Annotated in this window: 21 protein-coding genes; 15 read left to right on the forward strand and 6 right to left on the reverse strand. The window is 71.2% G+C overall.

Annotated elements, in window-relative coordinates:
• Positions 1 to 198: 198 nt before the first annotated feature.
• Positions 199 to 1,566 (forward strand): C40 family peptidase, encoded by a 1,368-nt coding sequence (locus B6G06_RS01530; RefSeq protein WP_125898937.1) that lies wholly within the window; start codon positions 199 to 201, stop codon positions 1,564 to 1,566.
• 115 nt (positions 1,567 to 1,681) lie between these two features.
• On the opposite strand, the gene B6G06_RS01535 is transcribed toward B6G06_RS01530, so the two are convergent.
• Positions 1,682 to 2,173, reverse strand: a complete 492-nt coding sequence (locus tag B6G06_RS01535) for an inorganic diphosphatase (RefSeq protein ID WP_080462585.1) — start codon at positions 2,171 to 2,173, stop codon at positions 1,682 to 1,684.
• Positions 2,174 to 2,379: 206 nt separating this feature from the next.
• Between B6G06_RS01535 and dacB the strand changes: the two genes are divergently transcribed.
• The 14 genes from dacB (at position 2,380) to B6G06_RS01610 (ending at position 19,940) form a co-directional block, all read left to right on the forward strand.
• Positions 2,380 to 3,780 carry a D-alanyl-D-alanine carboxypeptidase/D-alanyl-D-alanine endopeptidase gene (dacB, locus tag B6G06_RS01540; protein WP_081172131.1) on the forward strand — a complete coding sequence of 467 codons (1,401 nt, stop codon included), beginning with the start codon at positions 2,380 to 2,382 and terminating at the stop codon, positions 3,778 to 3,780.
• Between the two features lie 89 nt (positions 3,781 to 3,869).
• Entirely contained in the window at positions 3,870 to 5,135 is a 1,266-nt protein-coding gene (locus tag B6G06_RS01545) for a zinc-dependent metalloprotease (RefSeq protein ID WP_164505178.1), read from the forward strand.
• A gap of 146 nt (positions 5,136 to 5,281) precedes the next feature.
• Entirely contained in the window at positions 5,282 to 5,836 is a 555-nt protein-coding gene (hpt, locus tag B6G06_RS01550; protein ID WP_080462583.1) for a hypoxanthine phosphoribosyltransferase, read from the forward strand.
• A 294-nt stretch (positions 5,837 to 6,130) separates the two neighbouring features.
• Positions 6,131 to 8,251 (forward strand): ATP-dependent zinc metalloprotease FtsH, encoded by a 2,121-nt coding sequence (ftsH, locus tag B6G06_RS01555; protein ID WP_081170623.1) that lies wholly within the window; start codon positions 6,131 to 6,133, stop codon positions 8,249 to 8,251.
• A complete protein-coding gene (gene folE, locus B6G06_RS01560; protein WP_080462581.1) occupies positions 8,248 to 8,820 on the forward strand; it encodes a GTP cyclohydrolase I FolE in 573 nt (190 codons plus the stop codon). Before ftsH ends, folE begins: the two co-directional genes overlap by 4 nt.
• 392 nt (positions 8,821 to 9,212) lie before the next feature.
• On the forward strand, positions 9,213 to 10,082 hold the full coding sequence (gene folP / locus B6G06_RS01565) for a dihydropteroate synthase (protein WP_081172133.1): 870 nt from the start codon (positions 9,213 to 9,215) through the stop codon (positions 10,080 to 10,082).
• Positions 10,079 to 12,271, forward strand: coding sequence for a 2-amino-4-hydroxy-6-hydroxymethyldihydropteridine diphosphokinase (folK, locus tag B6G06_RS01570; RefSeq protein WP_081170625.1), 2,193 nt, complete (start codon positions 10,079 to 10,081; stop codon positions 12,269 to 12,271). Before folP ends, folK begins: the two co-directional genes overlap by 4 nt.
• On the forward strand, positions 12,271 to 12,774 hold the full coding sequence (locus tag B6G06_RS01575) for a DUF3180 family protein (protein ID WP_080462578.1): 504 nt from the start codon (positions 12,271 to 12,273) through the stop codon (positions 12,772 to 12,774). Before folK ends, B6G06_RS01575 begins: the two co-directional genes overlap by 1 nt.
• Positions 12,771 to 13,340: a PH domain-containing protein gene (locus B6G06_RS01580; RefSeq protein ID WP_081170627.1), complete on the forward strand. Its 570-nt coding sequence runs from the start codon at positions 12,771 to 12,773 to the stop codon at positions 13,338 to 13,340. Before B6G06_RS01575 ends, B6G06_RS01580 begins: the two co-directional genes overlap by 4 nt.
• Positions 13,337 to 15,103, forward strand: a complete 1,767-nt coding sequence (locus tag B6G06_RS01585) for a PH domain-containing protein (protein ID WP_240494074.1) — start codon at positions 13,337 to 13,339, stop codon at positions 15,101 to 15,103. Before B6G06_RS01580 ends, B6G06_RS01585 begins: the two co-directional genes overlap by 4 nt.
• 13 nt (positions 15,104 to 15,116) lie before the next feature.
• Positions 15,117 to 16,085, forward strand: a complete 969-nt coding sequence (locus B6G06_RS01590; RefSeq protein WP_080462576.1) for a Rossmann-like and DUF2520 domain-containing protein — start codon at positions 15,117 to 15,119, stop codon at positions 16,083 to 16,085.
• Positions 16,086 to 16,192: 107 nt separating this feature from the next.
• Positions 16,193 to 17,155 carry a pantoate--beta-alanine ligase gene (gene panC / locus B6G06_RS01595; protein WP_080462611.1) on the forward strand — a complete coding sequence of 321 codons (963 nt, stop codon included), beginning with the start codon at positions 16,193 to 16,195 and terminating at the stop codon, positions 17,153 to 17,155.
• A 200-nt stretch (positions 17,156 to 17,355) separates the two neighbouring features.
• Positions 17,356 to 17,811, forward strand: a complete 456-nt coding sequence (gene panD / locus B6G06_RS01600; protein WP_080462575.1) for an aspartate 1-decarboxylase — start codon at positions 17,356 to 17,358, stop codon at positions 17,809 to 17,811.
• A gap of 476 nt (positions 17,812 to 18,287) precedes the next feature.
• Entirely contained in the window at positions 18,288 to 19,940 is a 1,653-nt protein-coding gene (locus B6G06_RS01610; protein ID WP_229657965.1) for a lysine--tRNA ligase, read from the forward strand.
• 17 nt (positions 19,941 to 19,957) lie between these two features.
• Here B6G06_RS01610 and B6G06_RS01615 read toward each other — a convergent pair whose 3' ends face one another.
• The 5 genes from B6G06_RS01615 to B6G06_RS01635 all read right to left on the reverse strand — a co-directional run bounded on the left by B6G06_RS01615 (position 19,958) and on the right by B6G06_RS01635 (position 26,062).
• Complete coding sequence (locus B6G06_RS01615; RefSeq protein WP_158082824.1) at positions 19,958 to 20,293, reverse strand: DivIVA domain-containing protein; 336 nt, start codon at positions 20,291 to 20,293, stop codon at positions 19,958 to 19,960.
• 137 nt (positions 20,294 to 20,430) lie between these two features.
• Positions 20,431 to 21,699, reverse strand: a complete 1,269-nt coding sequence (locus B6G06_RS01620) for an alpha-hydroxy acid oxidase (protein ID WP_080462572.1) — start codon at positions 21,697 to 21,699, stop codon at positions 20,431 to 20,433.
• Between the two features lie 283 nt (positions 21,700 to 21,982).
• Positions 21,983 to 23,434 (reverse strand): mannitol dehydrogenase family protein, encoded by a 1,452-nt coding sequence (locus B6G06_RS01625; RefSeq protein ID WP_080462571.1) that lies wholly within the window; start codon positions 23,432 to 23,434, stop codon positions 21,983 to 21,985.
• 132 nt (positions 23,435 to 23,566) lie between these two features.
• Positions 23,567 to 24,889, reverse strand: a complete 1,323-nt coding sequence (locus tag B6G06_RS01630) for an RbtT/DalT/CsbX family MFS transporter (protein WP_081170631.1) — start codon at positions 24,887 to 24,889, stop codon at positions 23,567 to 23,569.
• 330 nt (positions 24,890 to 25,219) lie between these two features.
• Complete coding sequence (locus B6G06_RS01635; protein ID WP_081170633.1) at positions 25,220 to 26,062, reverse strand: DeoR/GlpR family DNA-binding transcription regulator; 843 nt, start codon at positions 26,060 to 26,062, stop codon at positions 25,220 to 25,222.
• Positions 26,063 to 26,079: the final 17 nt, after the last annotated feature.

Below are 26,079 nucleotides of genomic sequence, written 5' to 3' on the forward strand. Positions count from 1 at the left end.
GATGAGTGGGGAGGATGTGACCGATGTGAAATCAGTGGTCACTGTTCTCAAGGGGGCGTGTGATGGCTAATGTTTCTGGTGTATCGCCGTGCGACCCATGGCATCGGAATGTCAGACCCTGGAGGATCCGTGAGCCCTAGACACCGTTCGTTCCGAGCGGCACGCGTCTTCGCCGCCGCTACCGCTCTGGCCGTCGCAATGGTTCCCAGCGCCCTCGCCGACACCGTCGACCAGGACAACATCGACGAGGCGAAGAAGGCGGAGAGCCAGACGTCGTCGTCGATCGCCGACCTCGAGGTGCAGCTCGCCCAACTCAAGTCCGACCTTCAGGCCTCGCAGATCAAAGCCGCCTCCGCCAATGAGGACTACCTCGAGGCCGCCGCGGAGTTGAAGACCGCCACCACCGCTGCGGCCGACGCCCAGACCGCGGCCGATGAGGCCGCCGCGGCCACCGAGACCGCCCGCTCCAGCCTCGGCGCCACCGTCGTCGAGACCTACCAGGACGGCGGCAACCCCCTTGACGCCCTGACCCCCTACCTGTCCTCCGAGTCGCTTGCCGACGCGACCGACACCTCGGTGGCGCTGACCCGCGTGGGCGAGAACCGAAGCGCTGAGCTGCAGAACTTCGAGGCGAACCAGGCAGTGGCCGAGAACATGCAGAGCATCGCCCAGGCCAAGGTGGCCGAGAAGGAGACTGCCGCCACCAATGCCAAGAATCTCAAGGCCACGGCCGATGCCGAGGTGAGCAAGGCCTCCACGGCCCTCTCCGACGCGAAGTCCACGCGGGAGACCCTCATCTCCCAACTCGCCACGCAGCGCAACACCACCGTTGAACTGGAGACCCAGTACCAGGACCGCCTCGAGTCCGAGCGCCAGGCGCGCGAGGAGGCGGCTGCCAAGACCGCCGCGGAGGAGGCCGCGCGCAAGGCCGAGGAGGAGAAGCGGGCCCAGGCCTCGACATCCCCCGCGCCGACCGCGCCGCCGACGCCCGGCGCATCGCCCTCTCAGTCCCCTTCAGCGACCCCGACCTCCGAGGCGACGACGACGCCCGCCACCACCGAGGCCGCGCCGACCACGACCGAGGCCGCGCCGGAGACCGCTGAGGAGGCCCCCGAGCCCGCTCCCGAGTCGGCCCCCGAGCCCGCTCCCGAGCCTGAGCCGGCCCCTGAGCCGGCTCCCGAGCCTGCGCCGGCCGCCGCCATCGACATCGCCCAGACGGCGATCGACACCTCGTACACCTTCCTCGGTGTGCCTTACGTCTGGGGTGGTGAGAGCTACGGCGGCGTCGACTGCTCGGGCTTGGTGATGCTGTCCTACCAGGCGGCGGGCGTCTATCTCACGCACTCCTCGCGGGTGCAGTACGGCGAGGGGACCCATGTGCCCATTGATGAGGCCCGGCCCGGCGACCTCGTGTTCTGGTCCTCGGACGGGACGCAGTCGGGGATCTACCACGTGGCGATCTACCTCGGAGACGACCAGATGATCGAGGCCCCGACCTTTGGCGTCCCCGTGCGCGTGACAGGCATGCGCTACTCAGGCGTCATGCCCTACGTCGTCCGCTTCTGAGCGAGACCGGTCGAAAACAGACGCGAGACCGGTTCGGTATGGCTGCGGTGGCCACGCTGAACCGGTCTCGATCCTATTTTCGACCGGTCTCGGTTATAGGAGGAGTGGATCGGTGTCAGTGGCCGCGGTGCTGCTGCTCGCGCTCGTAGGAGCGGCGGATCTCGGCCTCGGCCTCGTCGCGCCCCACCCAGTGGGCGCCCTCCACGCTCTTGCCCGGCTCCAGGTCCTTGTACACCTCGAAGAAGTGCTGGATCTCCAGGCGGTGGAACTCGCTGACGTCCTCGATATCCGTGCGCCAGGACGCGCGTTGGTCCGCCGCGGGCACGCACAGCACCTTGTCGTCGCCGCCCTTCTCATCGCGCATGCGGAACATGCCCAGCGCGCGGCAGCGGATGACGCAGCCGGGGAAGGTGGGCTCCTCCAGGAGGACGAGCGCGTCCAGCGGGTCGCCGTCCTCGCCGAGGGTCTCGTCGATGAAGCCGTAGTCGTCCGGGTAACGAGTGGACGTGAAGAGCATCCGGTCGAGGCGGATGCGGCCGGTCTCGTGGTCGATCTCGTACTTGTTCCGGTTCCCCTTGGGAATCTCGATGGTGACGTCGAACTCCACGCTGTGCTCCTCACTCTTGTGCGATCCGCTGGAGTCCCGGGCGGGCCCGGCACTCCCCGCGGCTGCGGACGGGGCGGCGCAGCTCTGGGAGGGCTGGCCACGATGGCACTAGTGTGGACTACAACGGTGCCTCCCGTCCGCATCCCAGCGGACTGTCAAGCGCCGGCAAGATCGAGCAGCCCACCTGGCGACAGATCGGAGGCGCCGTGCGCCGCATCACGACCGCTGCCCTCACCGCGGCGACCCTGCTGGTCGTCGGTGGTTACTACGGCGTCGCCGACGCCCTCGACGTCGTGCCCGGGCCTCTGACCGTCACCGGCGCGGGCCGCCCCGCGGCCTTCCCCACCGCGGCCTGGCTCGACGGCGTCGCGGGCGCCACCGCCGCCCCCTACGACTCCTCCGCCCCCATGCCCGACGCCGAAGCGGTGGCCGGCTACGCCTCCGCCCTCGCCGCCGACTCCCGCACCGCCGGCGCCTCCACCGCCGTGAGCGTCGTCGACGTCGCCACAGGGCGGCAGATCGCCGGCGCCGGCCAGGGCGCCCCCCTCACCCCGGCCTCCACCAACAAGCTCCTCACCGCCTGGGCCGTGCTGCGCACTCTCGGGGCGGACCACACGCTGAGCACCCGCACCGTCCTCTCGGAGGCTTCGGGCGGAACCCCCACCGTCACCCTCATCGGCAGCGGGGACGTCCTCATGGCCGAGGATAAGGGCGACCCGAACGCCGTCATCGGACGCGCGGGACTGGGAGACCTCGCCCGCTCCACCGCTGAGAGCCTCAAGGCCCAGGGCGTCACCTCCGTGGCGGTCGCCCTCGACGACACCCTCTTCCCCGAGGACCAGAAGTGGTCCAGTGACTGGGAGGACGGCAATCAGTCCTTCGTCGCGCCGATCCAGCCGATCATGATCAACGTGCGGGCCCACGAGTCGGCCCGCTCCTATCCCGCCGACCCCGCCAACGACGCCGTCCAGGCCTTCTCCAAGCACCTGCAGGCCGCCGGCATCACCGTCTCGGGCGTGTCCCGGGGCAGGGCCGCCGACAGTGCCACCGATCTCGCCTCCGTGTCCTCCGCGCCGCTGGCGGACATCCTCGGGGTATCCCTCAAGGCCTCGGATAACGCGATGGCCGAGGTCGAGGGCCGGCTCGTCGCCGCAGCCACGGGCAAGCCGACCACCTTCGCCGGCGCCACCGAGGCGGTCACCGCCCAGCTGGTGGCCGATGGGTTCTCGATCGAGGGCGTCGCCCTCAAGGACTGCTCCGGCCTGGCCAAGGGCAACAAGATCCCGGCCCGCCTGCTCACCGATATCCTCCTCCGGGCCGCGGGCCCCGATGGCGGGACGGCGGGGCGCACCCTCGTCGCCGATCTGCCCGTGGCGGCCCTCGACGGCACGCTCAACGACCGTCTCGTCTCCCAGACCGGTGCCGGGACCGTGCGCGCCAAGACCGGCTCGCTGGACCAGACGGCCTCCCTCGCCGGGACCGTGGTGACCGCCAACGGCCGCCTCCTGGTCTTCTCCGTCATCATCGACGGATTCCCCTCCGGTGGCCTGACCAGCGCCCGTGCCGCGATGGATGAGGATGTCGTGGTGCCCCTGGCGGGCAGCTGATGGCCCCGGGGCCGCGGGCGCGGCACGAGCCTGCCAGGACTTCGGGCGAGCCCAGGCGCTCTGGCGCGCCGTCGACGGCGCGAAGCCTCGTGGACTGGAGCCGCGTGGATGCCGCCGCCCGGGCCATGATCCCGGCCGCCGGGCCCCGGGCGCCCCATGCCGCCCGAGGCGCCGTGGTGGAGCTGCTGCGGCGCGGCGCGGCGCAGGGCCCGGAGCGGGTCGGCGAGATGACGGGCCTGGCCTGCGCGGCCCGGGAAGCCGCCACAGCGCAGGTGCTCGTTGTGGACCGCGCGGGCCTCGTGCGGGCTACTGCCGGGTTCCTGGCCCCGCTCCTCGACGGTGTTCCCGCGCCCCCTGCCGGTCCCGTGGCTCGCCGGGCCGCCGCATGGGAGGCGGGCACCGCCCTCGGGGCCCTCTCGACGCGATTGCTGGGGCAGGTGCTGCCCGCGATCCCGGCCGCGGCTGAGGTCGGTGGCGCCGGTGCCGCCGACGGCACTGACGGTACCGAAGGCACTGGCGGCACTGGCGGCACTGGCGGCACTGACGGTGCGGGCCCGGCGGCCAAGGCCCGTATGGGAGGTCCGGGCGCCGAGCGGCCGCGACTCCTCCTCGTCGCCCCCAATGTGCTCGCCCTCCAACGCCGCCACGGCCTCGATCTCGCAGACCTGGCCACCTGGGTGGCGATGCATGAGACCGTTCACGCCGTCCAGCTCGCCGCCGCGCCCTGGCTCGCCGACCACTTGGTGGCGCGGGCGCGCGAAGCGCTGGGAGCCGTCATTGAGGCCCTGCCCCGGGGCGGGCGCCTGGCGGGGATCGCCGCGGTGGTCAGGGCCGCCAAGCCGGGGGAGACGGGGACTACGGGCATCGACGAGGCCGCAGGGCCGGCCGGGCGGTCCGGGCCGGCGGGGTTGGCGGAGCTGCGCGCCACCCTCGCGTTCCTGGAGGGGCACGCCCGGGCCGCTCTCGACGGTGTCACCCCCGCGCGGATCCCCTCGGCGCACATGCTCCGGGCGGTGCTCGAGGCCGACCCCGCGCCGTCTTCCGGGCAGGGGCGGGGGATCGGACAGGACCATGGACGAGGCCCCTTCGCCGGCCTCGCCAGTGGGCGGCTCCTCCACAGCGCGCGGGCGGCGCGGTTCGCGCGGGCCGTCGTCGGGAGAGCAGGCCACGAGGGCCTCAACCGCGCCTGGGCGTCGCCGTGGGCCCTGCCGACGGCGGCCGAGCTGGGCAGTCCCGAGGCCTGGCTGGAGCGTGTCGAGGGAGGTCCTCATCGCACCCACGGGCCCGGCTGGATCCGAGCGGATCCCGGGCGGGGGCGCTGGGGCGGGCCCTGCTCCGCGCTCGAGGGCGCCTGATCACCCCGCCGACCAGCCGGATGGTCACGGGTCGGCGGCGAAGGGGCGTCCGGGGCCGACGCCGCGGCGCGCAGATCTGGCAGGCTTGGTCTGCGCCGTCGCCCCGTCCCGGGCGGATCATCGGCGCGGAGAGAGAGGATGAGGGCGTGGAAGCCGCCGACATGGGAACCGAATTCCAGCAGGTGCTGATCTCGCGCGAGGAGATCGAGAGCCGGCTGGATGACATGGCAGAGAGGATTGACGCCGACTACGCGGGCGAGGACCTGCTGCTGGTGGGCGTGCTCAAGGGCGCCGTGTACGTCATGGCGGACCTGTCGCGGCGCCTGCGCCGCAGCACGCCCATGGATTGGATGGCCGTGTCGTCCTACGGCTCGGGCACGAAGTCCTCGGGCGTCGTGCGCATCCTCAAGGACCTCGACACGGACCTCACCGGCCGCCACGTGCTCATCGTGGAGGACATCATCGACTCCGGGCTCACCTTGTCCTGGTTGCTGGGCAACCTCACCAGTAGGGGCGCGGCGAGTGTGGAGATCGCCACGCTCCTGCGCAAACCGGAGGCGATGAAGGTGGAGGTCGATGTCAAGTACGTGGGCTTCGACATCCCCAATGAGTTCGTCGTCGGCTACGGCCTCGACTACGCCGAGCGCTACCGCAACCTGCCCTTCATCGCCACCTTGCGACCCGAGGTCTACGAGGGCTGACGGGAACGACGGCGCGCTGTGGGCGTTGCGCGGCAGTAAGGGCGTGCCCTGCGGTTGCCGATGTTCTCCGGGGTTGCCGACGTGCGCCCGGAGAGCGTTCTCAACCGGGAGGCGCGTCGGCAACGCGTTCCGTGCCACCGCCGGCGCCCCGCTCCGGCCCATCCCTCTCCGGTGCCCTCCTTCCCCGGCACGCCCGGCGCGAACGGGAGGGGAGCGGGTGAGGTGATCCGCAGCCTCATGGGATAGCGTCTGACCGGAATGACGCTCCGGGTACGTTGAAGGGACGCACCGCCGATGAAGAAGCCTGGCCAGAGCCCCAAGCCCACTCCCTCCGGGGGCCGGGGCGGCAACAGCGACCGCCGCGACCCCTCCGGTCGCGGCGACAAGAAGAACCGCAAGCGCAAGGGCGCCCTCGGCAGCCCCTTCGTGTGGGCCGCCCCCATCGTGCTCGTCGCCGTTCTCATCTGGGCCCTCTACTCCTCGCTCAGCGGCTACCGCGCCATCGACACCTCCGACGGTCTGACCATCCTCAACGACGGCACCACCATCAAGTCGATCACCGTCATCGACCGCATCAACCGTGTCGAGCTCGACCTCGCCGCCCCCTACACCGTCAAGGCCAAGCTTCCCGACCAGCAGGATCGGCAGGTCGGTGACAAGGTCCAGTTCACCTACACCGACGCCCAGGCCGGCCAGGTCAACGAGCTCGTTCAGAAGGCCGCGCCCGTCGGCGGCTTCAACTCGGTGGTCCCCACCAGCTCCTGGTGGAGCTCCCTGCTCCAGATCACGCTGCCCATGCTCTTCTTCTTGGGTCTGCTCTGGTTCCTCATGAACCGCGTCTCCGGCGGCTCCAGCGGTCCCCTCAGCTTCGGCAAGTCCAAGGCCAAGATCGGCTCCAAGGAGATGCCCGACGTCACCTTCGACGACGTCGCCGGCGAGGACGAGGCCGTCGAGGAGCTCGAGGAGATCCGCGAGTTCCTCTCCGAGCCGGAGAAGTTCCAGGCCGTCGGCGCCAAGATCCCCAAGGGCGTCCTCCTCTACGGTCCTCCCGGGACGGGCAAGACCCTGCTCGCCAAGGCCGTGGCGGGTGAGGCCGGCGTGCCCTTCTTCTCCATGAGCGGCTCGGAATTCGTCGAGATGTTCGTCGGCGTGGGCGCCTCGCGCGTGCGCGACCTGTTCGAGCAGGCCAAGGAGAACGCCCCCGCCATCATCTTCGTCGACGAGATCGACGCCGTCGGGCGCCACCGCGGCTCCGGCATGGGCGGCGGCCACGACGAGCGAGAGCAGACCCTCAATCAGCTCCTCGTCGAGATGGACGGTTTCGACGCCACCACCAATGTCATCCTCATCGCCGCGACCAACCGGCCCGATGTCCTCGACCCCGCGCTCCTGCGCCCCGGTCGCTTCGACCGCCAGGTCTCCGTGGAGGCCCCCGACATGGCCGGGCGCGCCGCCATCCTCAGGGTCCACGCCAAGGGAAAGCCCATGACCGGCGACGTCGACCTCGACCAGGTCGCCAAGCGGACCCCCGGCTTCACCGGCGCGGACCTGGCCAACGTCCTCAATGAGGCCGCCCTGCTCACCGCCCGCTCCAACGCGCAGCTCATCGACAACCGCGCCCTGGACGAGGCCATCGACCGCGTCATCGCCGGTCCCCAGAAGCGCACTCGCGTCATGAACGACCATGAGAAGGCCGTCACCGCCTATCACGAGGCCGGCCACGCCCTGTGCGCCGCCGCCGGCGCCTACTCGGACCCGGTGACGAAGGTGACGATCCTGCCGCGCGGCAAGGCCCTGGGCTACACGATGGTCATGCCCGCGGACGACAAGTACTCCACCACCCGCAACGAGCTCCTCGACCAGCTCGTCTACGCCATGGGCGGGCGCGCGGCGGAGGAGATCGTCTTCCGCGACCCCACCACCGGCGCCTCCAACGACATCGAGAAGGCCACCGGCACCGCCCGCCGCATGGTCACCGACTTCGGCATGACCCGCAGTGTCGGGGCCATCAAGCTCGGCACCACCGAGAACGAGACCGTCCTGGGACTGTCCGCCACCAACCGGGACTTCTCCGAGGCCGTCGCCGCCCAGGTCGACGCCGAGGTCCGCGCTCTCCTCGACGCCGCCCACCGGGAGGCCTGGGAGATCCTCACCCGCAACCGCGATGTCCTGGAGGACTTGGCCACCCAGCTCCTGGAGAAGGAGACCCTCCTGGAGAAGGAGCTGGAGGAGATCTTCGCCCCCGTCGTCAAGCAGCCCGAGCGACCCCTGTGGTCCGCCGATGAGAGCCTCGTCCTGCCCGAGGGCGTTGCCGGCTCCTTCACCGGATCGCGCTTCCCGCGCCGCCCCGCCGCCGGGGCCGACACGGCGATGCGCACTGATACCACGGTGGGCTCCGAGGGCCCCCGCGCATGACCTACGACGCCGAGGGCGTGCGCCGCGCTGTGCGCGACCTGCTGACCGCCGTCGGCGAGGATCCGGACCGCGAGGGCCTGCGGGAGACCCCTGAGAGGATGGCCCGTGCCTACGCCGAGCTCTTCGCGGGGCTCGATGAGGACCCGGGCAAGCACGTGGAGCGGGTCTTCGAGGTCGGCCACCACGAGATGGTCCTCGTGCGCGACATCCCCATGTACTCCGTGTGCGAGCACCACCTCCTGCCCTTCCACGGCGTCGCCCACGTCGCCTACCTGCCCGGGGGGCGGGGGAGGGTCACCGGGCTGAGCAAGCTCGCGCGGCTCGTGGAGGGCTACGCGCGCCGACCCCAGGTTCAGGAGAGACTCACCGCACAGATCGCCGACGCCCTCGTGGAGCGCCTGGAGTGCTCCGGAGTGCTCGTCGTCGTCGAGGCCGAGCACCTGTGCATGTCCATGCGGGGCGTGCGCAAGCCCGGGGCCAACACCGTCACCTCGGCGGTGCGCGGCCAGCTGCGCAACGCCGCCACCCGCGCCGAGGCGATGAGCCTCATCCAGGGCGGGAGGCACTGAGGCGCGGGTGGGGCTCAGCAGCGTCGGCGCTGGATCTCAGGAACCTCCAGCGTTGGCACCGCACGTAGCATGAAGGCGTTGGAGTCGGGAACGGTGAAGGCCGCGCAGGGGCCCCGGCCTCGAGCACGGGCCGGCTCCTGGGGTGATGCGCTGCGATTCGATAACGCTCATGGGGCGCTCGACTCCTCGAGTCAGTGGATGATCGGACGCCGCTGATGTTAGAAGCGCGTGAGATCCTTGGGAATACTGCGATTGTGGGGGGCGGCGGGCTCATCTCAGCCTTTCGATGGACAGCCGCTCCCTACCCGCTCGCAGCGCTCTCCGGGGCGAGCCGGCGCTCACAGTGGCCGGTGGAACAGCCCATCCCGGCTGAGAACCGTTAGCCTGGGGTGGTGACCGAGCATCAGGACGCCCCCCGACTCAGGCCGGAACCACTACCCGGCTCGCTCGCCGACGGCCGGTGCCTCCTCATGGGGATCGTCAACGTCACCCCGGACTCCTTCTCCGATGGCGGCCGCTGGTCCACCCCCGAGGCCGCCATCGCCCACGCGCGCGAGCTGCTGGCCCAGGGTGCGGACATCCTCGACATCGGCGGGGAATCCACCCGGCCCGGCGCCACCCCCATCAGCCCGGCCGACGAGGCCGAGCGCGTCCTGCCGGTCATCCGCCCGCTCGCCGCCGAGGGCGCCGTCGTCTCCGTGGACACCATCCACGCCTCCACTGCGGCCGCCGCCCTCGACGCCGGCGCCCTCATCATCAACGACGTCTCCGGGGGCCTGGCCGATCCCGCCATGCACCCCCTCGTGGCCTCCTCCGGCGCCGTCTACATCTGCCAGCACTGGCGCGGCACGCCGGAGACCATGAATGAGCTCACCGATTACCCGGAGGGCGTCGTCGCCGGAGTGGAGGCCGAGCTGCGCCGGCGCCTCGACTCCCTGGCCGCCGCGGGCGCGCGCGACTCCCAGATCGTCGTCGACCCCGGGCTGGGCTTCGCCAAGACCCACCCGCAGTCCTGGGAGCTCCTGGCCGCCACCGCCCGCCTGCGCGAGGATCTGGGCCTGCCCGTCCTCATCGGCTCCTCCCGCAAGCGCTTCCTCGCCGCGGCCGCGCCGCCGGGCGCCGAGCCCACGGGGCGCGACGCCGCCACTGCCGCCACCACCGCCCTGGCGGCCGCAGCCGGGGCCTGGGCCGTGAGAGTCCACGAGATCCCGGCCAACCGGGATGCCATCCGCACCGCCTCCCTCTGGAAGGACCCCCGATGAGCACCGTCACCTCCTTCTCCTCCGACAGGATCCGCCTCACCGGCCTGTCCGCCCGCGGTTACCACGGAGTCCTCCCCTTCGAGCGCTCCGAGGGGCAGATCTTCACCGCTGATATCGCCCTCGACCTCGGCCCGCGCGGCACCGCCGTCGCCGCGGTGACCGACTCCCTCAACGACGCCCTGGACTACTCGGCGGTCGCCAACGCGGTGGTCGCGCTCATCGAGGGCGAGCCCGTGGCCCTCCTGGAGACCCTCGCCGAGCGGATCAGCGAGACGGTCCTCGCCTTCCCCCGCGTCATGGCCGTGGAGGTCACGATCCACAAGCCCAACGCGCCCCTCGAGGTTGCCTTCGACGACGTCTCCGTCACCATCACGCGCCTGTCCGAGGCGGCGGCCTCCGTGCTCTCCTCGGCGACGAGCGCGCCCGCGGCGGCCAGTGCTCCGGTCGTTGCGAGCGCGCCGTCGGCGGCTCCCTGCGCGGCCGCCGCCGACGCCTCGGAGCCCCCACTGCCCAGGGCGAGTCTTCCACTGCCGTCCGCGCCGTCCGTCCCCTCGGCGCCCGCCGGCGCGCCCGCGGCCGAGCCGATCAACGACGCGCCCCCGTACCCGGGCGCCCTCACCGGTCGCCTCGACGCGGTCGACGATTCCAGGACCGGCGTGCCCGAGGCCCCTCTCGCCCAGGGCTCCAGCGCTCCCGAGCCGGCGCAGCCCCCCGTCCCGCCCGTTGGCGACCTCGGAGAGGGCACGGTCGACCACTTCGGGCAGGCCGGCCCCCTCCGGGCCGGCTCCGTGGACGAGGCCTGGGCCGCGGTCCCGTTCAGCACCGCTGAGCCCGTCGGAGGCGATCCGGGCGAGGATTCCCATGAGAACCGGGCCGAGGGGGCGGGCTTCGACGGCGTCGCGCCCGCCTACGATGCCGGCGCTCACGATCCTGGGGCTACGACCCCCATCGACGATGCGGCCTCCCACGCCACGCCCGCCCCGCTCGGCATGGGCTCACCCGCCCGGCCCGGAGATGATCGCATCGCCTCCCCGGCCCCCGCCGCGAGCGGTGAGGACACCGACTCCCCGATCGGAGCCGGCTCCTCCGCCGTGTCCCAGTACCAGGATGTTGAGCCCGGCCACGCCGTGGTCGCGGAGGCGGCCCCCCTTCCCGCCGGGCCCGCCGTCGACCCCCTCGCGGAGGCCCCCACGGCCCCGGTGCCCGTTGTCATCGGCCTGGGGGGCAATCTTGGTGAGGTCGTCCCCAGCTTGCGACGCGCCGTCCGCACCCTCCAGAGCACCGAGGGCGTCGAGGTGACGGCCATCGCCCCTCTGGCGCGCACCGCCGCCGTCATCGAGCCCGGCGCCGGCGAGCAGCCCGACTACCTCAACACGGTGATCCTCGCCCGCACGAGCCTGTCCGCGAAGGATGTCCTGGCCCTCTGCCGGCGCCTGGAGGCCGATGCCGGGCGCGTGCGCCTGGAGCCGAAGGGCCCGCGCACCCTCGACGCCGACGTCATCACCTACTCCGACCTTCGCTCGGCCGACCCCGAGCTCATCCTCCCGCACCCGCGCGCCACCAGCCGCTCCTTCGTGCTGCTGCCCTGGTCCCAGGCGGACGCCTTCGCCGAGATCGACGGCCAGAGCGTCGCCGCCCTGGCGGAACAGGCCCCGGACCGCGACGGAATCCGCTGGCTCGCCCTGGACTGGATCGACTCCGACGCCCTGCCCAAGCTCCCCACCGGCCAGTACGTGCCCGCCGACGCCCTTGCGGACTCCTCGCAGAAGGTCGGCGCCGGCGAGCGGGCCTCGCAGCCGCAGGACGTCCCCGACTTCCTGTCCGCGCCGTCGGCCGCCCTCGTGGGGGACGAGGAGGAGCCCTTCAGTGAGACCGTCCCCGCCTCCATGATCAAGGACGCTCTCGCCCAGGACCCCTCGAGCGCCGACGCCGCGCCCCCCGGCCCCGGGATGCCCGGTGCCCCCTCCGCGCCGGTGCCGCCCGCGCCGCCCGCCCCCAGCCCCTTCGTCGATCAGGCCCCGCAGGTCGCGGAGCCGATCAGCGGGGCCGCGCCGGGACAGCCCGGCCGACCGGGCCAGGCTCCGCAGGACGGGAGAAGGGCTGCGGGCCCCCAGCGCTCGGATGACCACACGTGGTCGGCCTCCTCCGGCTGGGAGGACGTCATCGGCCGAGGCGGGCAGGGGAACTGATGCGCCGCACGCGCTGGACGGCGGTCCTCGCGTGCTCCGCCACGACGACCGTCCTCTCCCTGGTCGCCCTCGATCTCATGCTGCGCAGCCGCGGCTGGATCCCGGTCCTCACCGCGTGGGGCGCGGCGACAGGCCTCGTCATCGCCATGGTCATCCTCGTCGCAGGGCTCGCGGTGAGGCGCCTGCGCGCTCGGCAGGCGACCTGGATCACCCCCACCGGCGCCGCCGCGACCGCCGCCGGCGCGCAGGCCTCCGCACTGGCGGGCTCCTGCATCGGCGGCGTCTACGCAGGGGGGCTGGCCTGTGCGCTCCTCGCTCCCGCCTCACCGGCGATGAGCGACCTGGCCCTCACCAGTGGACTCTGCCTGGCCGCCTGCGCGGCCTGGTGCGGTGTCGGCCTCCTCGTCGAGCACTGGTGCGCCATCGACTCCTCCGACGACGATGATCGTCCCACCGGCTCCGCGCGATCGGGCGGCGCCGCCACCCCCGGGGCCGCCGCATGACCGCCCAATCGATCCCAGGCCCCGCCGATCAGCGCCGGCCCGCCGCGCCCAGGACCTCCCGTCTGGCTGGCGCCGCCTCCGGTGTAGGAGGGCCCTTCGCTCCCCAGGGCGTCTCCTTCTCCCCGGTCTCGCCCTCCCTGGCCACCGCTCGTGTCATGGCGGCCCTCTTCCTCCTGCTCCTCCCGGCCGCGGGATTCGCCATCCCCGCGGTCCTTGTGAGCCCCTGGTTCTGGGCGGGAACCGGCGCCGCGATCGTCATCCTCGCCTGGCTGCTGTGGATGATCCCCCGCCAGGTGCGGGCCATGGGCTACGCCCTGGCCGGGGAGCACCTCCTGTGGCGCAAGGGGATCATGTGGCGCCGAATGTCCGTCATCCCCTATGGCCGCATGCAGTACGTCGACACCTCCCAGGGGCCCATCGCACGCCGCCTGGGCATCGCCGAGGTCAAGCTCCACACCGCGAGCGCCGGCACCGATGCCACCATCAACGGACTGCCCGTGGCCGAGGCCGAGCACCTGCGCCAGATCCTCGCCGAGCGCGGCGAGGAGAGGATGGCCGGCCTGTGAGCGGGGCCGCCGAGGCGGGCGGCGCCTCCTCCAGCGGCCCGAGCCCGGCCAGGACCGGCGCCGCTCGCCACCGGCGCGCGAGGGGCGCCGTGCCGAAGAGCGCCCGCCGGCGCGCCATGAGTCTCCCCAAGGGTCTGAGCTGGCGCCGCGTCCATCCCATCACCCCGCTGGTCCGCGGGTGGAGGGTCGTCGCCGCCCTCATCGCCATCGTCTCCTGGCGGGCGCTGGACGACATCGAGCGCGTGATCGAGCTCTACCGCGAGTTGCGCGAGGTCGAACCCGGTCAATACATCCAGACCGCGCGCGGCTGGGCGGCCGACGTCTCCGGAGGCGACCCCACGACCTGGCTCATCGGCGCCGCGATCATTCTCGGCCTGATCGTGCTCGTCATCCTCGCGCTCCCGTTCCTGTCGTGGCGGGCGATGAGCTACGCCGTCGACGCCGACGCCGTCTACCTGCGCTCAGGGATCCTCGCCAAGCAACTGCGGATCGCCCGGCTGCCGCGCATCCAGAGCATTGACATCACCCACCCGCTGCTCGGGCGCATCGTCGGCCTGGGGCAGCTCTCCGTCGAGGTCGCCGGCGGCGCGGACTCCAAGGTCCTCATCGGCTACGTGCGCACCCGCCAGCTCGAGGCGCTGCGGCGTGAGATTCTCGACCTCGCCGCGGGCGCCAGCACCGCAGGGGCATTGCCCGGCGCCCCGTCCCCGGCGGGCGCCGGTATGGGAGCTGGGGCCAAGGGCTTCGAGGATGCCGTGGGCTTCCCCCGCGTCTCCGAGGGCGTCCTGGACGAGGCCGAGCACCCCCTCTACGCCGTCGAGCCCCGTGTCCTCATCGCCTCCCTCATGCGCTCCGGGACAACGGCCTCCATACTCACGGCCGTCCTCTTCGCGGCTATCGGGCTGCTCTTCATCCTGCGGACGGGGGCAGACGTCCTCGCCATTCTGCCCATCATCACGGGCCTCTTCACAATCCCCATGACCCTCATCTCCCTGCAGTGGAGCTCCCTCGCCCGTGGCTGGGGATTCCGAGCCGCGGCGACCCCCGCGGGCATCCGCATGCGCTACGGCCTCACCGATGCGACCTCGACGACGCTGCCCCCGGGACGCGTGCACGCCGTCGGGCTCGTCCAGTCGGTGCTGTGGCGGGGCAAGGACTGGTGGCGCGTGGACGCGACCGTGGCCGGCCGCGCTGTCACCCCCTCCGCATCGAAAGGCGCGAAGAAGGTCTTCACGCGGCTGCTGCCCGTCGGCCCGCGTGACCATGCTCTGCGGGCCCTGTGGCTGGTGGTGCCCGACCTGGGGACCCCCGACCCCGATGCTCTCCTCGCCGCGGCTCTGAGCGGCATCGACGGTGCCGGTGCCGGTCCCGCCGCCGCGCCCATCGGCTCGGCGGAGCGCGGCTTCATCGGCGTGCCCCGCCGCGCCCGGCTCTTCAACCCGATCGCCTGGCGCCGCAAGGCCATCGCCCTGACCGGTACCTGCGTCATCCTGCGCCTCAACCGCTGGGCACGGCGCGTGAGCGTCATCCCCTACGAGCGCATCCAGTCCTTCCGCGTCCTCCAGGGGCCCCTCGCGCGGCGCTGCGGCCTGGCGACCCTCCGATTCGACATGGTCGACTCCGATGTGCCCGTCATCCTGTCGAATCTCGACGCCCAGCACGTCACCGAGCTCTCGGCGCTCATCGCCGCGCGGATGGCGAGGCGGGGCCACGATGAGCACCTCGACCGCTGGCTCTCCCGCGTCACCGCCTCCATATCGTGAGACGATCCCGGCCATGAGCGACGCATCTTCACCCGACAACCCCGAGTCCCCCGCCCCCTCTCAGGCAGGGGGAGCGGCCCGCCCCGGGCGCCTCGGGGTGGGGGTCATCAGCGCCGGGCGCGTGGGAGCGGTTCTCGGTTCGGCCCTGCGCGCCGTCGAGCATCAGGTCGTCGGTGTCCACGCCGTCTCCCAGGCCTCGCGCGAGCGTGCCGAGATGCTCCTGCCCGGCGTGCCCATCCTGGAGGTTGAGAGCATCGTCGAGCGCGCCGAGCTCATCCTCCTCGCCATCCCCGATGACGCCCTGGGACCCCTCGTCCAGGGCCTGGCCGACCTGCGCCGCTGGCAGCCGGGCCAGCTCGTCGTCCATACCTCGGGCACGCACGGCATCGCCATTCTCGAGCCCGCGCGCCTGTGCGGGGCGATCCCCCTGGCGATCCACCCGGCCATGACCTTCAGCGGCTGGTCCACGGACCTCGCCCGCCTCACCGGATGCCCCATGGCCGTCACCGCGCCCGCCGCCGTCCTGCCAATCGCCCAGGCCCTCGCCGTCGAGCTCGGTGGCGAGCCCTTCGTCCTGGAGGAATCCGCGCGACCCGCCTACCACGCCGCACTAGCCCACGGCGCCAACCATCTCGTCACCCTCGTCACCCAGGCCGTGCGCGCCCTGGAGGCCGCTGGTGTCCCCGATGGCGCCGCCACTCTTCGCCCACTGCTCACCGCCGCGCTCGACGGAGCCCTACACGAGGGGGAATCCTCTCTCACCGGACCCATCGCCCGGGGGGACGCGGGCACGATCACCCGCCACCTGACCGCCCTCGAAGCGCTGGAGGACTCCTCGGGCCACGGTCTCAGCGATGTCACCGCCACCTACCGGGCGCTGGCCCGTGCCACCGCGGACCGCAGAGAGTCCGCCGGAGCGCTCGGCGCCGAGCGGGCCGACGCCATCAGACGCGCGCTGGAGGCCGGTGAGTCGGGGGCCTGACGAGCAACGGCGCCCGTTCGCGCCCGGCTCGCGCGCCCCGTCAGCGGTCCGACCCCCGCGAGGCGCGCCCGGGCGCGGATCGGCCCGGGCGCAGTAGTGTGAACGCCATGACCGGCTCCGTCGTACCGTCCCCCGCTGTCCTGGCCCGCACTCGCGCGGAGCTCGCCGACGCCCTCGCGGGCGATGCCGCGCCGCGCGCCGTTGTCATGACCATGGGCGCCCTCCACCAGGGCCACTTCGATCTCGTCATCGAGGCCGCGCGCCGCGTGGGGGAGTTCGGGACCGTCGTCGTCACCATCTTCGTCAACCCCCTCCAGTTCGCCCCCGGTGAGGATCTCGACGCCTACCCGCGCACCCTCGAGGCCGACGTCGCCGGGCTCACCGGCGCGCTCACGAGGGATGACGGTGCCCTGCGCGTGGGCAGGCTCATCGTCTTCGCACCCACCCCCGAGGTCATGTACCCGGGAGGCGAGCCGGGAGTGCGCATCGACCCCGGCCCCATCGCCACAGTCCTGGAGGGGCGCTCACGGCCCACGCACTTCGGCGGCGTGTGCCAGGTGGTGCTCGCCCTCCTGCACCTGACGGCCCCCAGGTGGGCGATGTTCGGGCGCAAGGACGCCCAACAACTCGCCATCGTCAGCGCCATGGTCCGCGACCTCGCCGTGCCCGTGGAGATCGTGGCAGTGGACATCCGTCGTGAACCCGATGGCCTGGCCATGAGCTCGCGCAACGCCTATCTCGGCCCCGAGCAGCGCCGGCAGGCTCTCGCCCTGTCCCAAGCCCTGGAGGCCGGCCGGGCGGCGGCCGACGCGGGGGCGGACGCGTCGCGCATCCGCACCGCCGCGCTGACCCACCTGGAGACTGCGCCCGGCGTCGAGGTCGACTACGTCGCGCTCGTGGACCCGGAGACCTTCGTGGACCTGGCGGGCGCCGGGCTCGGGCTGGCCGCGGGCCCCAAGACGCGGGAGGAGCAGGCGCAGGCCGAGCCGCGCCAGGGACTGCTCGCGCTCGCGGCCCGCGTGGGCGCCACCCGCCTCATCGACAACGCCCGTGTGCCCCTGACGTGCTGACCGGCGCTGATGCCTGCGCCCTCGGGCCTCACATACCGGCTGGCCCCGCTTCGCGCCTTCAAACGGCGAGGATGAGGGCGCGAAGCGGGGCCGAGACCGCGAATCCTGGCCGAGACCGCAAGGACGGCACCGGCGATAGTGGTGCAGACCTCTCATCCGGGGGCTGGTGCCGCCCCTGCGGCCGTCTAGGCTGATTCGCGATGAGCACCCGCACCCGGACGATGATGACGTCCAAGATCCACCGCGCCACCGTCACCCAGGCCGACCTCGACTACGTCGGCTCGATCACCGTGGATGCCGCGCTCCTTGAAGCCGCCGATCTCCTGCCCGGTGAGCGGGTGGACATCTGCGATTGCGCCAACGGCAACCGCCTGTCCACCTACGTCATCCCCGGCGAGCGCGGCAGCGGCCAGATCTGTGTCAACGGCGCCGCCGCCCACCTGGTCAGCCCGGGCGATGTCATCATCCTCATCGCCTACGGGCAGATGAGCGATGAGGAGGCCCGTGCCTACCAGCCGCGCGTCGTCTTCGTCGACGCCAGGAACCGGATCGTCGAGCGCTCCGCCGAGCCCGGAGGCGTGCCCATGGACTCGGCGGCCGCTCGCCTCCAGGGCCTGTGTCCCTCTGGCATTCCGCTCGCCGAGGCCCGTGCCTGAGCCGCGACGCGGTTCTGCGCGCTCAGCCTCGGCACGCTTCTCTTGCCCCGGCGGAGAAACGTTGCGATCTCGCGGAACAGCGTGATCGGCAGCCACCGCTCGATGGGCGGTGAGACTCTCCGGAGGGGATCGCGTCCTCGGCACGACCTCCTCCAGTCGTTTCCGGGCGCCGGCGTCATAGCGGCTGGTCAGTGGATCCCGCAGTTCCTCGACGATGGCGCCCTGGCCCAGGGCGGCATCGTCGACCGCGATCGCCTCCAGTTCATCGTTCACGAGGTCCTCGTCGGCCGGCGTCTTGGGCGCTCATCCAAGTGCGCCTCCCCGATCGGGACGCCAGTCATCCACAAGCCTGCGGACTGACTTCGACGCGGATCACGGTGCGGGCCGGTCCGGCGCGCGTGGAGGAGCCGTAGACTCGGGCTGTGATCGACGATAACCCCACTGCCCCCGAGGCATCCCCCCTGGCCGACGCCCCTGTGACTCCCCCCGCTGCTCCCTCCGCTGAGCCCCCCGCGCAGGGCGGGCCGAAGCAGTCCAAGGCCGAGCCGAGCCCCGGTGAGCAGTTCGCCATCCGCGCCGGCAAGCGTGAGCGCCTGCGCGCCGAGGGCTGGGACCCCTATCCCGTCCAGCTCCCCCTGACCACCACGATCGCCGCCGTCCGCGCGAAGTACGCGGACCTGGCCGCCGGTGAGGAGACCGAGGACGTCGTGGGTGTGGCCGGCCGCGTCGTCTTCCTGCGCAACACCGGCAAGCTCTGCTTCGTCACTCTGGCCGACGGCGCCGGCACCACTCTGCAGGCGATGCTGTCGGCCAAGTCATTGCCCGGCCGGGGGCACTCCTCGCTCGCCGCTTTCAAGGCGGACGTCGACCTCGGCGATCACCTCTTCGTCCACGGCCACGTGGGCACCTCCCGCCGCGGCGAGCTCTCCGTCTTCGCCGAGCCGCTCCTGTGCGAGGGCCATGGCGCCGACGATCTCGCCGCCGCCGGCGACGATGCCCTCGAGGTCCCGGCCTGGCGCATCGCCTCCAAGGCCCTGCGCCCCCTGCCCAAGACCTGGACCAACGAGGCCGGCGAGGCCGTCACCCTGTCCGAGGAGCAGCGGGTGCGCCGCCGCGAGCTCGACCTCCTCACCCGCCCGGCGGCCCGCGACATGGTGCGCATCCGCGCCGCCGTCGTGCGCTCCCTGCGCGAGAACTTCCACCGCCGCGACTACGTGGAGCTGGAGACCCCTATGCTCCAGGTCATCCACGGCGGCGCCGCCGCGCGCCCGTTCGTCACCCACATGAACGCCTTCGACATGGATCTCTACCTGCGCATCGCCACGGAGATCTATCTCAAGCGGGCGGTCGTGGGCGGCGTGGACCGCGTGTTCGAGATCAACCGCAACTTCCGCAACGAGGGCGCCGACTCCTCCCACTCCCCGGAGTTCGCCGCCCTGGAGGCCTACGAGGCCTACTCGGACTACAACGGCATGGCGGAGCTGACTCGCAACCTCGTCCAGCAGGCGGCCCGTGACGCCTTCGGCCTTCCCGAGGGCGGGGAGGTCGTCGTACTCGCGGATGGCACCGAGTACGACCTATCCGGCGAGTGGGCGAAGATCGACCTCTACACCTCCATCTCCGAGGCCGTCGGCGAGGAGATCACCGTGGGCACCCCGCGTGAGGATCTCGTCCGCATCGCCGAGAAGCTGGGCCTGGAGGTCGACGACTACGCGGTGGCCGGCAAGATCGCCGAGGACATCTTCGAGGTGACCGTCGGCGACTCCCTGTGGGCCCCGACCTTCGTCTACGACTTCCCCGAGGACACCTCGCCGCTGACCCGCTATCACCGTTCCAAGCCGGGACTGACGGAGAAGTGGGACCTGTACGTGCGCGGCTTCGAACTGGGTACCGCCTACTCCGAGCTGGCCGACCCGGTGGTTCAGCGCGAGCGCTTCGAGGCGCAGGCCCTCGCGGCGGCCAACGGTGACCCGGAGGCCATGGTTCTCGACGAGGACTTCCTCGTTGCCATGGAGCAGGGCTTCCCGCCCTGCGGCGGCATGGGCATGGGCATCGACCGCCTGCTGATGGCGCTGACCGGCCAGGGGATCCGTGAGACGATCACCTTCCCCATCGTCAAGCGCGGCTGAGCCGGCCCGGTGGCGCCTCAGCGCGGTGCGCCCGATTCCCAATCCTTGAGCGCTTCGGTCACCTCATCGAGGTATTCATCGACCTCTTCCTGGGAGTAACCGGTCCGGAAAGGCATCCACAGGTCGTCGAATAGGGTGTTCAGCAGCCGATCGGCGGTCAGGATGTCCTTTCCTCCCGGGGCGGTGCTCATCGAGGCCATGAGGGTCGGCGCTCCCCTTCCCTCCCATGCGCGCAGGGCATGAGCGGCGCGCTCCATCGTCGCGTCCACATCCTCGATGACGTAGCGGGAGCCCGTGCGAACCCTCCTGAAATCCTTGAGCTGGACATCGCGACTGGTGATGGAGGGGGCCATGGGCATCCAATCTGGTTCGGGAACGGGGGCGGAGCGGTCCCATCATAGGCGAGGAGCCTGGAGGCGGGACGCGGTGCCGGTCGGGGCGATCGGCCGGGATCCGACCTTGCCCGGCGTGATCCGTGGATCCGTGGCCCTCAGCGGCTGAGGCTCGCCTCCGCCGCGGCGACCTGTCGGCTCACGGGGACGAGGCGGGTGAGCTGGGTGATGTGACGGGGTTCTAGCTCCTCGATGGTAGCGACCCCGAGCAGGCGCATGGTGCGCACGATCTGATCGGCGAGAATCTCGATCATGCGGTCCACCCCGGCCCGGCCGCCGGCCATGAGGCCGTACAGGTAGGCGCGGCCCACCAGTGAGAACTTCGATCCCAGAGCGGCGGCGGCGATGATGTCCTGACCATGCATGATGCCGGTGTCGATCATGACCGTGGTGTCCTTGCCCACCTCCCGCAGGACCTCGGGCAGGAGGCGGAAGGGGACGGGGGCGCGGTCCATCTGGCGCCCGCCATGATTGGACAGCAGGATCCCGTCGACGCCGAGGTCGACGAGCCGCTTGGAGTCCTGCACGTTCTGGACCCCCTTGACGATGATCCTGCCCGTCCACATGGAGCGGATGACGGCGAGGTCGTCGTCGGAGATCGTGGGGTCCATGACGGAGTCGAGCAGCTCGCCCACCGTGCCGTCGGTGGAGGACAGGGACGCGAACTCCAGCTTCGGGGTGGTCAGGAAATCGAACCACCAGCGCGGGTACATCGCCGTGTTGAGGACCGTTCCGGCGGTGATCCGCGGCGGGATGGAGAACCCATTGCGCTTGTCCCGCAGGCGGGCCCCGGCGGTGGGCACGTCCACGGTGAACATGAGGGTGTCGAAGCCGGCCCTCTGCGCGCGCTCGACCAGCCCGTAGCAGATCTCACGCTGGCGGGTGACGTAGAGCTGGAACCAGTTGCGGCCGCTGGGATTGGCGGCGGCGACATCCTCCATGGACGTGGTCCCCAGCGTGGACAGGCTGAAGGGGATGCCCGCGGCGCCGGCGGCGGTGGCCCCGGCGATCTCGCCCTCGGTCTGCATGAGGCGGGTGAATCCGGTGGGGGCGATGCCGAAGGGGAGTGAGGAGCGCCCGCCGAGGATGGAGCAGGAGGTGTCGGTCTCCGGCGCGGGGCGCAGGATGTCCGGGTGCCATTCGATGTCCCGGAAGGCCTGACGGGCGCGGCGCAGGGAGATCTCCTCGTCGGCGGAGCCGTCGGTGTAATCGAAGGCGGCGGCGGGTGTGGTGCGCTTGGCGATAGTGCGAAGGTCCCAGATCGTCTGAGCTGCGGCAAGGCGGCGACGGCGCGCGTTGAAGTCGGGGGACTTGAACTGCAGGAGTTCGAAGATCTCGGATGGTCTGGGGAACTGGCGCTTCACCACAGTGCTACCTCTTTGTCGGCTGGTGGTGCCGCAGTGGGCGGTGGCTGCTGCGGCGATCGGACAATGCCGGGACCTTGGTCTAGGTCTGGCGCACGTCGAAGTATGCTCTGAGGCCGCTGAAATAGCAAGGCAAGGCTTGCCTGTGTAATCGCTGAGGTGTGCGGAGGCCCCGGCGCCCTCCAGGATGGGGAGGGGTGCCGGGGCCTCCGGTATCGCCGGCGGACCCGATCCCGGGGATCGGCGCGCTGGGAGCCTTTCCGGACCGTGCAGCCGCGACCGCGGCTCAGTCCTCGCTGAGAGTGGCCTCCATCCGGGCGCGCGCGCCCTGCTCCTTGATGGCGGCGAGCTCGGCGAGGAAGGCTGAGCGGAACCGTTCATCGGAGCCCAGGTCGGAGAAGACCTCCTCATTGGTGAGGAAGGCGCCCTCCTCGCCGTCGCGCTGGCGCCGGCCGTAGTCCTCCAGGTGGTCCTGGGCGTCCGGGATCGGCCTGCCGGTCTCGTCGACGCCCTCGGCGCACCAGGCCCAGGCGGCACACAGCGCCGCGCCCAGGCGAATGGAGCGGCCCGCCTCGAGGTTCTCCCGGATCGTGGGCAGCACGAACTTGGGCATGCCCGAGGGGCCGAAGAAGGCCAGGCGCGCCAGGGTGTCGGCGATCGCCGCGTTCGTGAAGCGCTCGAATAGCGAGTCCACGTAGGCGGGCAGATCGATACCCGGCACTGGGCGCAGCGTCGGCAGGGCCTCGCGCTCCAGGTAGGCGCGGGTCCAGGCGGCGATCTGCGGGTCGGCGGCGGCCTCGTGCCCATAGGTCATCCCCAGCGGTCGTCCCCAGTGCGCCAGGGCCTGGTGGGAGGCGTTGAGCAGCCGGAGCTTCATGAGCTCGTAAGGGACGACGTCACTCACCATCTGCACGCCGACCTCCTCGTACGCAGGGCGCCCGGCGGGGAACTCGTCCTCAAGCACCCACTGGGTGAAGGGCTCGGCCACAACCGGCCAGGCGTCGTCGACGCCGAGCTCGGAGCGCACCAGGGCGATGTCCTCATCGGTGGTGCGGGGGGTGATCCGATCCACCATGCAGTTGGGGAAGGAGACGCTCGTGTCGATCCAGTTGGCCAGCTCCGGGTCGCTCATCCGGGCCTGGGAGACGACGGCGGCGCGGGCCACCCTCCCATTGCCGGGCAGGTTGTCGCAGCTCATGACCGTGAATGGGGCGGTGCCCTCCTCGCGGCGACGGCGCAGTGCCTCCACGATGTAGCCGAACGCCGTCGTCGGCTCACCGGGGTTGGCGGCGTCGTGGACCGCCCCCTCGGCGTCGGTGCGGAAGACGCCGGTGGCGTCGTCGATGTTGTAGCCGCCCTCGGTGACGGTCAGGGAGACGATCCGCGTGGTTGGCGCGGTGAGCGCGTCAAGCACCTCCGCGCGGGCCTCGGGGGCGTACAGGTAGCGGTGGATGGAGCCGATGATCGTGGGCTCGAGATGCCCGTCGGGGTGCTTGAGGGTGAGCGAGTAAAGGGTGTCCTGGCCTGTCAGGGCGTCGCGCATGGCGGTGTCGGCCGGGAGGAGCCCGACACCGCAGATGCCCCAGTCCAGCGCCTTGCCCTCGCGCATGAGGCGGTCTATGTACATGGCGTGGTGAGCGCGGTGGAATCCCCCGACGCCGAAGTGGACGATCCCGGTGGTGATGGCCGAGCGGTCGTAGGCGGGGGCCAGGGGCGAGTCGGCGAGGCTGGTGGTCATGGTTCTCTCCTTGAGTCGGTGGTGGTCATCTGGCGATGGATATGGCGATGGATATGGGGGCTGTCGCCCGGCGGCTGTCGATGAATCGCTCGCGCTCCGGAGCGCGGCGGTGCCCATGGGCGCGGGGCGGCGTCAGGCGGTCGCGTGGCCGGCTCCCTCCTCCGGCTTGTCGGACAGTGCGGGCGCCGAGTGGAGGATTCGCGCGTTGCCGGGCAGCTTGAGGGCGAAGCACAGCAGGAAGGAGACGGCGTAGATGAAGGCGAGTGCCATCGCGGGTAAGAAGTAGCCCTGCGCGGTGTTCTCGTCGCCCAGGAGCATGGTCACGATGGCCGGGCCGACGAATGCTCCCAGGCCGGCTCCGAGGTTGAGGATGGCCAGGGCATTGCCGGTCTCTCCGTGCGCGTGGGCCACGAGCAGGGGAGTGGTGGGCACGTGCGCGCTCAGGCCGATGCCGATCCCAGCGGTGCCGATCGCGATGAGGAAGAAGTTCGGTCCTGCGATGATCGGGATGAAGTACATGTACACCAGGGAGGCGAAAGTGATCGGGGTGGCCGCCCATTGCAGGGTGTTCCTCCATCCGATCCGGTCGCCGGCCACGCCCCAGAAGACGTCGCCGATGATCGCGACCAGACCGAATACGGAGAACTCGAGGATGGCTTGGGACTCCGGCATTCCGAATACCTTGTGGAGGTAGACGACATAGTAGACTTGCATCCCGTACTGGCCGGAGAGGTTGATGATCTTGACGATGCCGCCGATCGACACCTTGGGGTAGCGCCAGAGGACGGATACCGCCGAGCCGACCGACTTGGCGATCGAGATCCCCGCGGTCTGCTTCGCCGAGGGGTGCCGGCGCAGGAAGAGCATCGTGATGATGCCGCCGATGGCCGCGAGGATCCACCCGGCCCACAGAGTGGCGATATGGCCGATGGCCGGCAGGAAGAAGCTCGAGAAATAGGAGCCGAGGAACTGCATGCCCAGGGAGAAGGCGAACCAGAACCAGCCGGAGACCGAGGACTGGCGCTCCGGGGGCGTGACCATCATGGTCCAGGTGAGGTAGCCGTAGGCGAACATGGGGTAGCCGAATCCGCGCAGCCCGTAGAACAGCAGGACGAGCGGCATCGAGTGGCTGGGGAGTCCGACGACGATGAACAGGACGTCGAAGACGAGGAAGGATATCAGGCCGGTGAGCATGACCGCTCGACAGCCCAGGGCATCGCACAGCGCCCCGGACAGGAACGCCGCGAGTGCGACGACGACGCCGTAGAAGGAGACGATGGTGGACCCTTGCGCCACCGAGAACCCGACGTCGTCGGAGGAGAAGTAGTTCGTGATCCACACGGCTTCGATTCCATCTCCGATCACGAAGATGATGACGCCGAGGAAGCCAATGGCGAGATTGGTGGGGAATCCGGTCTTCTGGATCGCTGCGATGACAGGAATGGATCTAGGCATTCAAGGCTCGTTTCGAGAGGGACTGCGTTGTCTTGGATGTCAGCCAGCTCGTTCTGGCGCATCCAGCATCGCCGATCGGAGCGCGCCTGACAGTGACCGGTCGGGGATTCCCGACTGCCGATTCACCGATGGGGGCCCGCCGGCGCATCGATTCCGCCGGCGCGGCTGAGCGGGCCCGGCGATGCGCCCGGGTGACCGGTTCACGGTGCCCGGGTGACCGTTATCGACAGGATCGGTGCCCGATTCACTGAGGGAAGCGGATCGGCGGGCCCGGCGGGTGCTCCCCCGGTGGGAACGGGTGCTCACGGTGCCTCGCCGAGTGGGTCGTGATCAGACCCGATCCAGGCGCCCCCCGGCGCTGATGATCCGGCGGGCGATCGATGAGCGCAGCTCGGTGCCGGTGATGATGCGCTCGAACTGGCGCACGTGGCCGAACCGGCACAGGGTGGAGCGCGCGAATTTCGTATGCGAGCCCACGAACAGGGCCCGCTGGGACACGGACAGGGCGGTCTCCTTGACCTCGGCCACAGAGGCGTGGGGCGTGGTGAGCCAGCCGTCCAGATCCACCCCGTTGGCGCCGATGATGGCCAGGTCCGGTTGCATATCGCGCAGCATCCTCGTGGCCCACCGCTCGACGCTGGCGGCGGTCACGTGGCGCACCCTGCCGCCCAGCACGATCACGGTGGTGCGGGGGCGCTCGCACATCTCCAGAGCCGTGGGCAGGGAAGCGGTGATGATCGTCAGATCCCGGTCCGTGGGCAGGGCCCGGCCGACGAGGAGCGGATGGAAGCCCTCATCGAGGAAGACGGTGTCGGCCGCGCCCAGTCGATCGACGGCGACCTGGGCGATGCGCTCCTTCTCATCGGCCAGGTGCTCCTTCCTGTAGGTCAGGGTCGACTCGTAATTGGAGGCCTCAGCGATCCTCACGCGCCCGTAGGAACGGGTGATCGCGTGCGTGTCCTCGAGCTCGCGCAGGTCGCGCCGGATTGTCTCCACGGAAACCCCGAACAGGCCTGGCAGGGAGGACACTGCCGCCTCGCCAGTGGCCCGGAGATGGGCGAGGATCGCCTTGCGCCGCTCGGGCGCGCCCAACTGCTCCTTGTGCTGCCCGCCCGGCGTGAGGGGGCGTCGGCCCTCGAGATGCGACGGATCCGCTGTGATCTCAATGCCCATGCCCTCCATCGTGGCAT

The sequence above is a fragment of the Actinomyces gaoshouyii genome, assembly GCF_002076915.1.
GTDB lineage: Bacteria > Actinomycetota > Actinomycetes > Actinomycetales > Actinomycetaceae > Actinomyces > Actinomyces gaoshouyii.

Bases quoted from the DNA above. Each gene is read 5' to 3' on its own strand.
- panC (WP_080462611.1), top strand. From the start codon at position 16,193: ATGACCGGCTCCGTCGTACCGTCCCCCGCTGTCCTGGCCCGCACTCGC.
- B6G06_RS01630 (WP_081170631.1), bottom strand. From the start codon at position 24,889: ATGCCTAGATCCATTCCTGTCATCGCAGCGATCCAGAAGACCGGATTC.
- B6G06_RS01575 (WP_080462578.1), top strand. From the start codon at position 12,271: ATGCGCCGCACGCGCTGGACGGCGGTCCTCGCGTGCTCCGCCACGACG.
- ftsH (WP_081170623.1), top strand. From the start codon at position 6,131: ATGAAGAAGCCTGGCCAGAGCCCCAAGCCCACTCCCTCCGGGGGCCGG.
- B6G06_RS01590 (WP_080462576.1), top strand. From the start codon at position 15,117: ATGAGCGACGCATCTTCACCCGACAACCCCGAGTCCCCCGCCCCCTCT.
- B6G06_RS01635 (WP_081170633.1), bottom strand. From the start codon at position 26,062: ATGGGCATTGAGATCACAGCGGATCCGTCGCATCTCGAGGGCCGACGC.
- folE (WP_080462581.1), top strand. From the start codon at position 8,248: ATGACCTACGACGCCGAGGGCGTGCGCCGCGCTGTGCGCGACCTGCTG.
- folK (WP_081170625.1), top strand. From the start codon at position 10,079: ATGAGCACCGTCACCTCCTTCTCCTCCGACAGGATCCGCCTCACCGGC.
- B6G06_RS01580 (WP_081170627.1), top strand. From the start codon at position 12,771: ATGACCGCCCAATCGATCCCAGGCCCCGCCGATCAGCGCCGGCCCGCC.
- B6G06_RS01615 (WP_158082824.1), bottom strand. From the start codon at position 20,293: ATGGCCCCCTCCATCACCAGTCGCGATGTCCAGCTCAAGGATTTCAGG.
- panD (WP_080462575.1), top strand. From the start codon at position 17,356: ATGAGCACCCGCACCCGGACGATGATGACGTCCAAGATCCACCGCGCC.
- B6G06_RS01625 (WP_080462571.1), bottom strand. From the start codon at position 23,434: ATGACCACCAGCCTCGCCGACTCGCCCCTGGCCCCCGCCTACGACCGC.
- B6G06_RS01530 (WP_125898937.1), top strand. From the start codon at position 199: ATGGTTCCCAGCGCCCTCGCCGACACCGTCGACCAGGACAACATCGAC.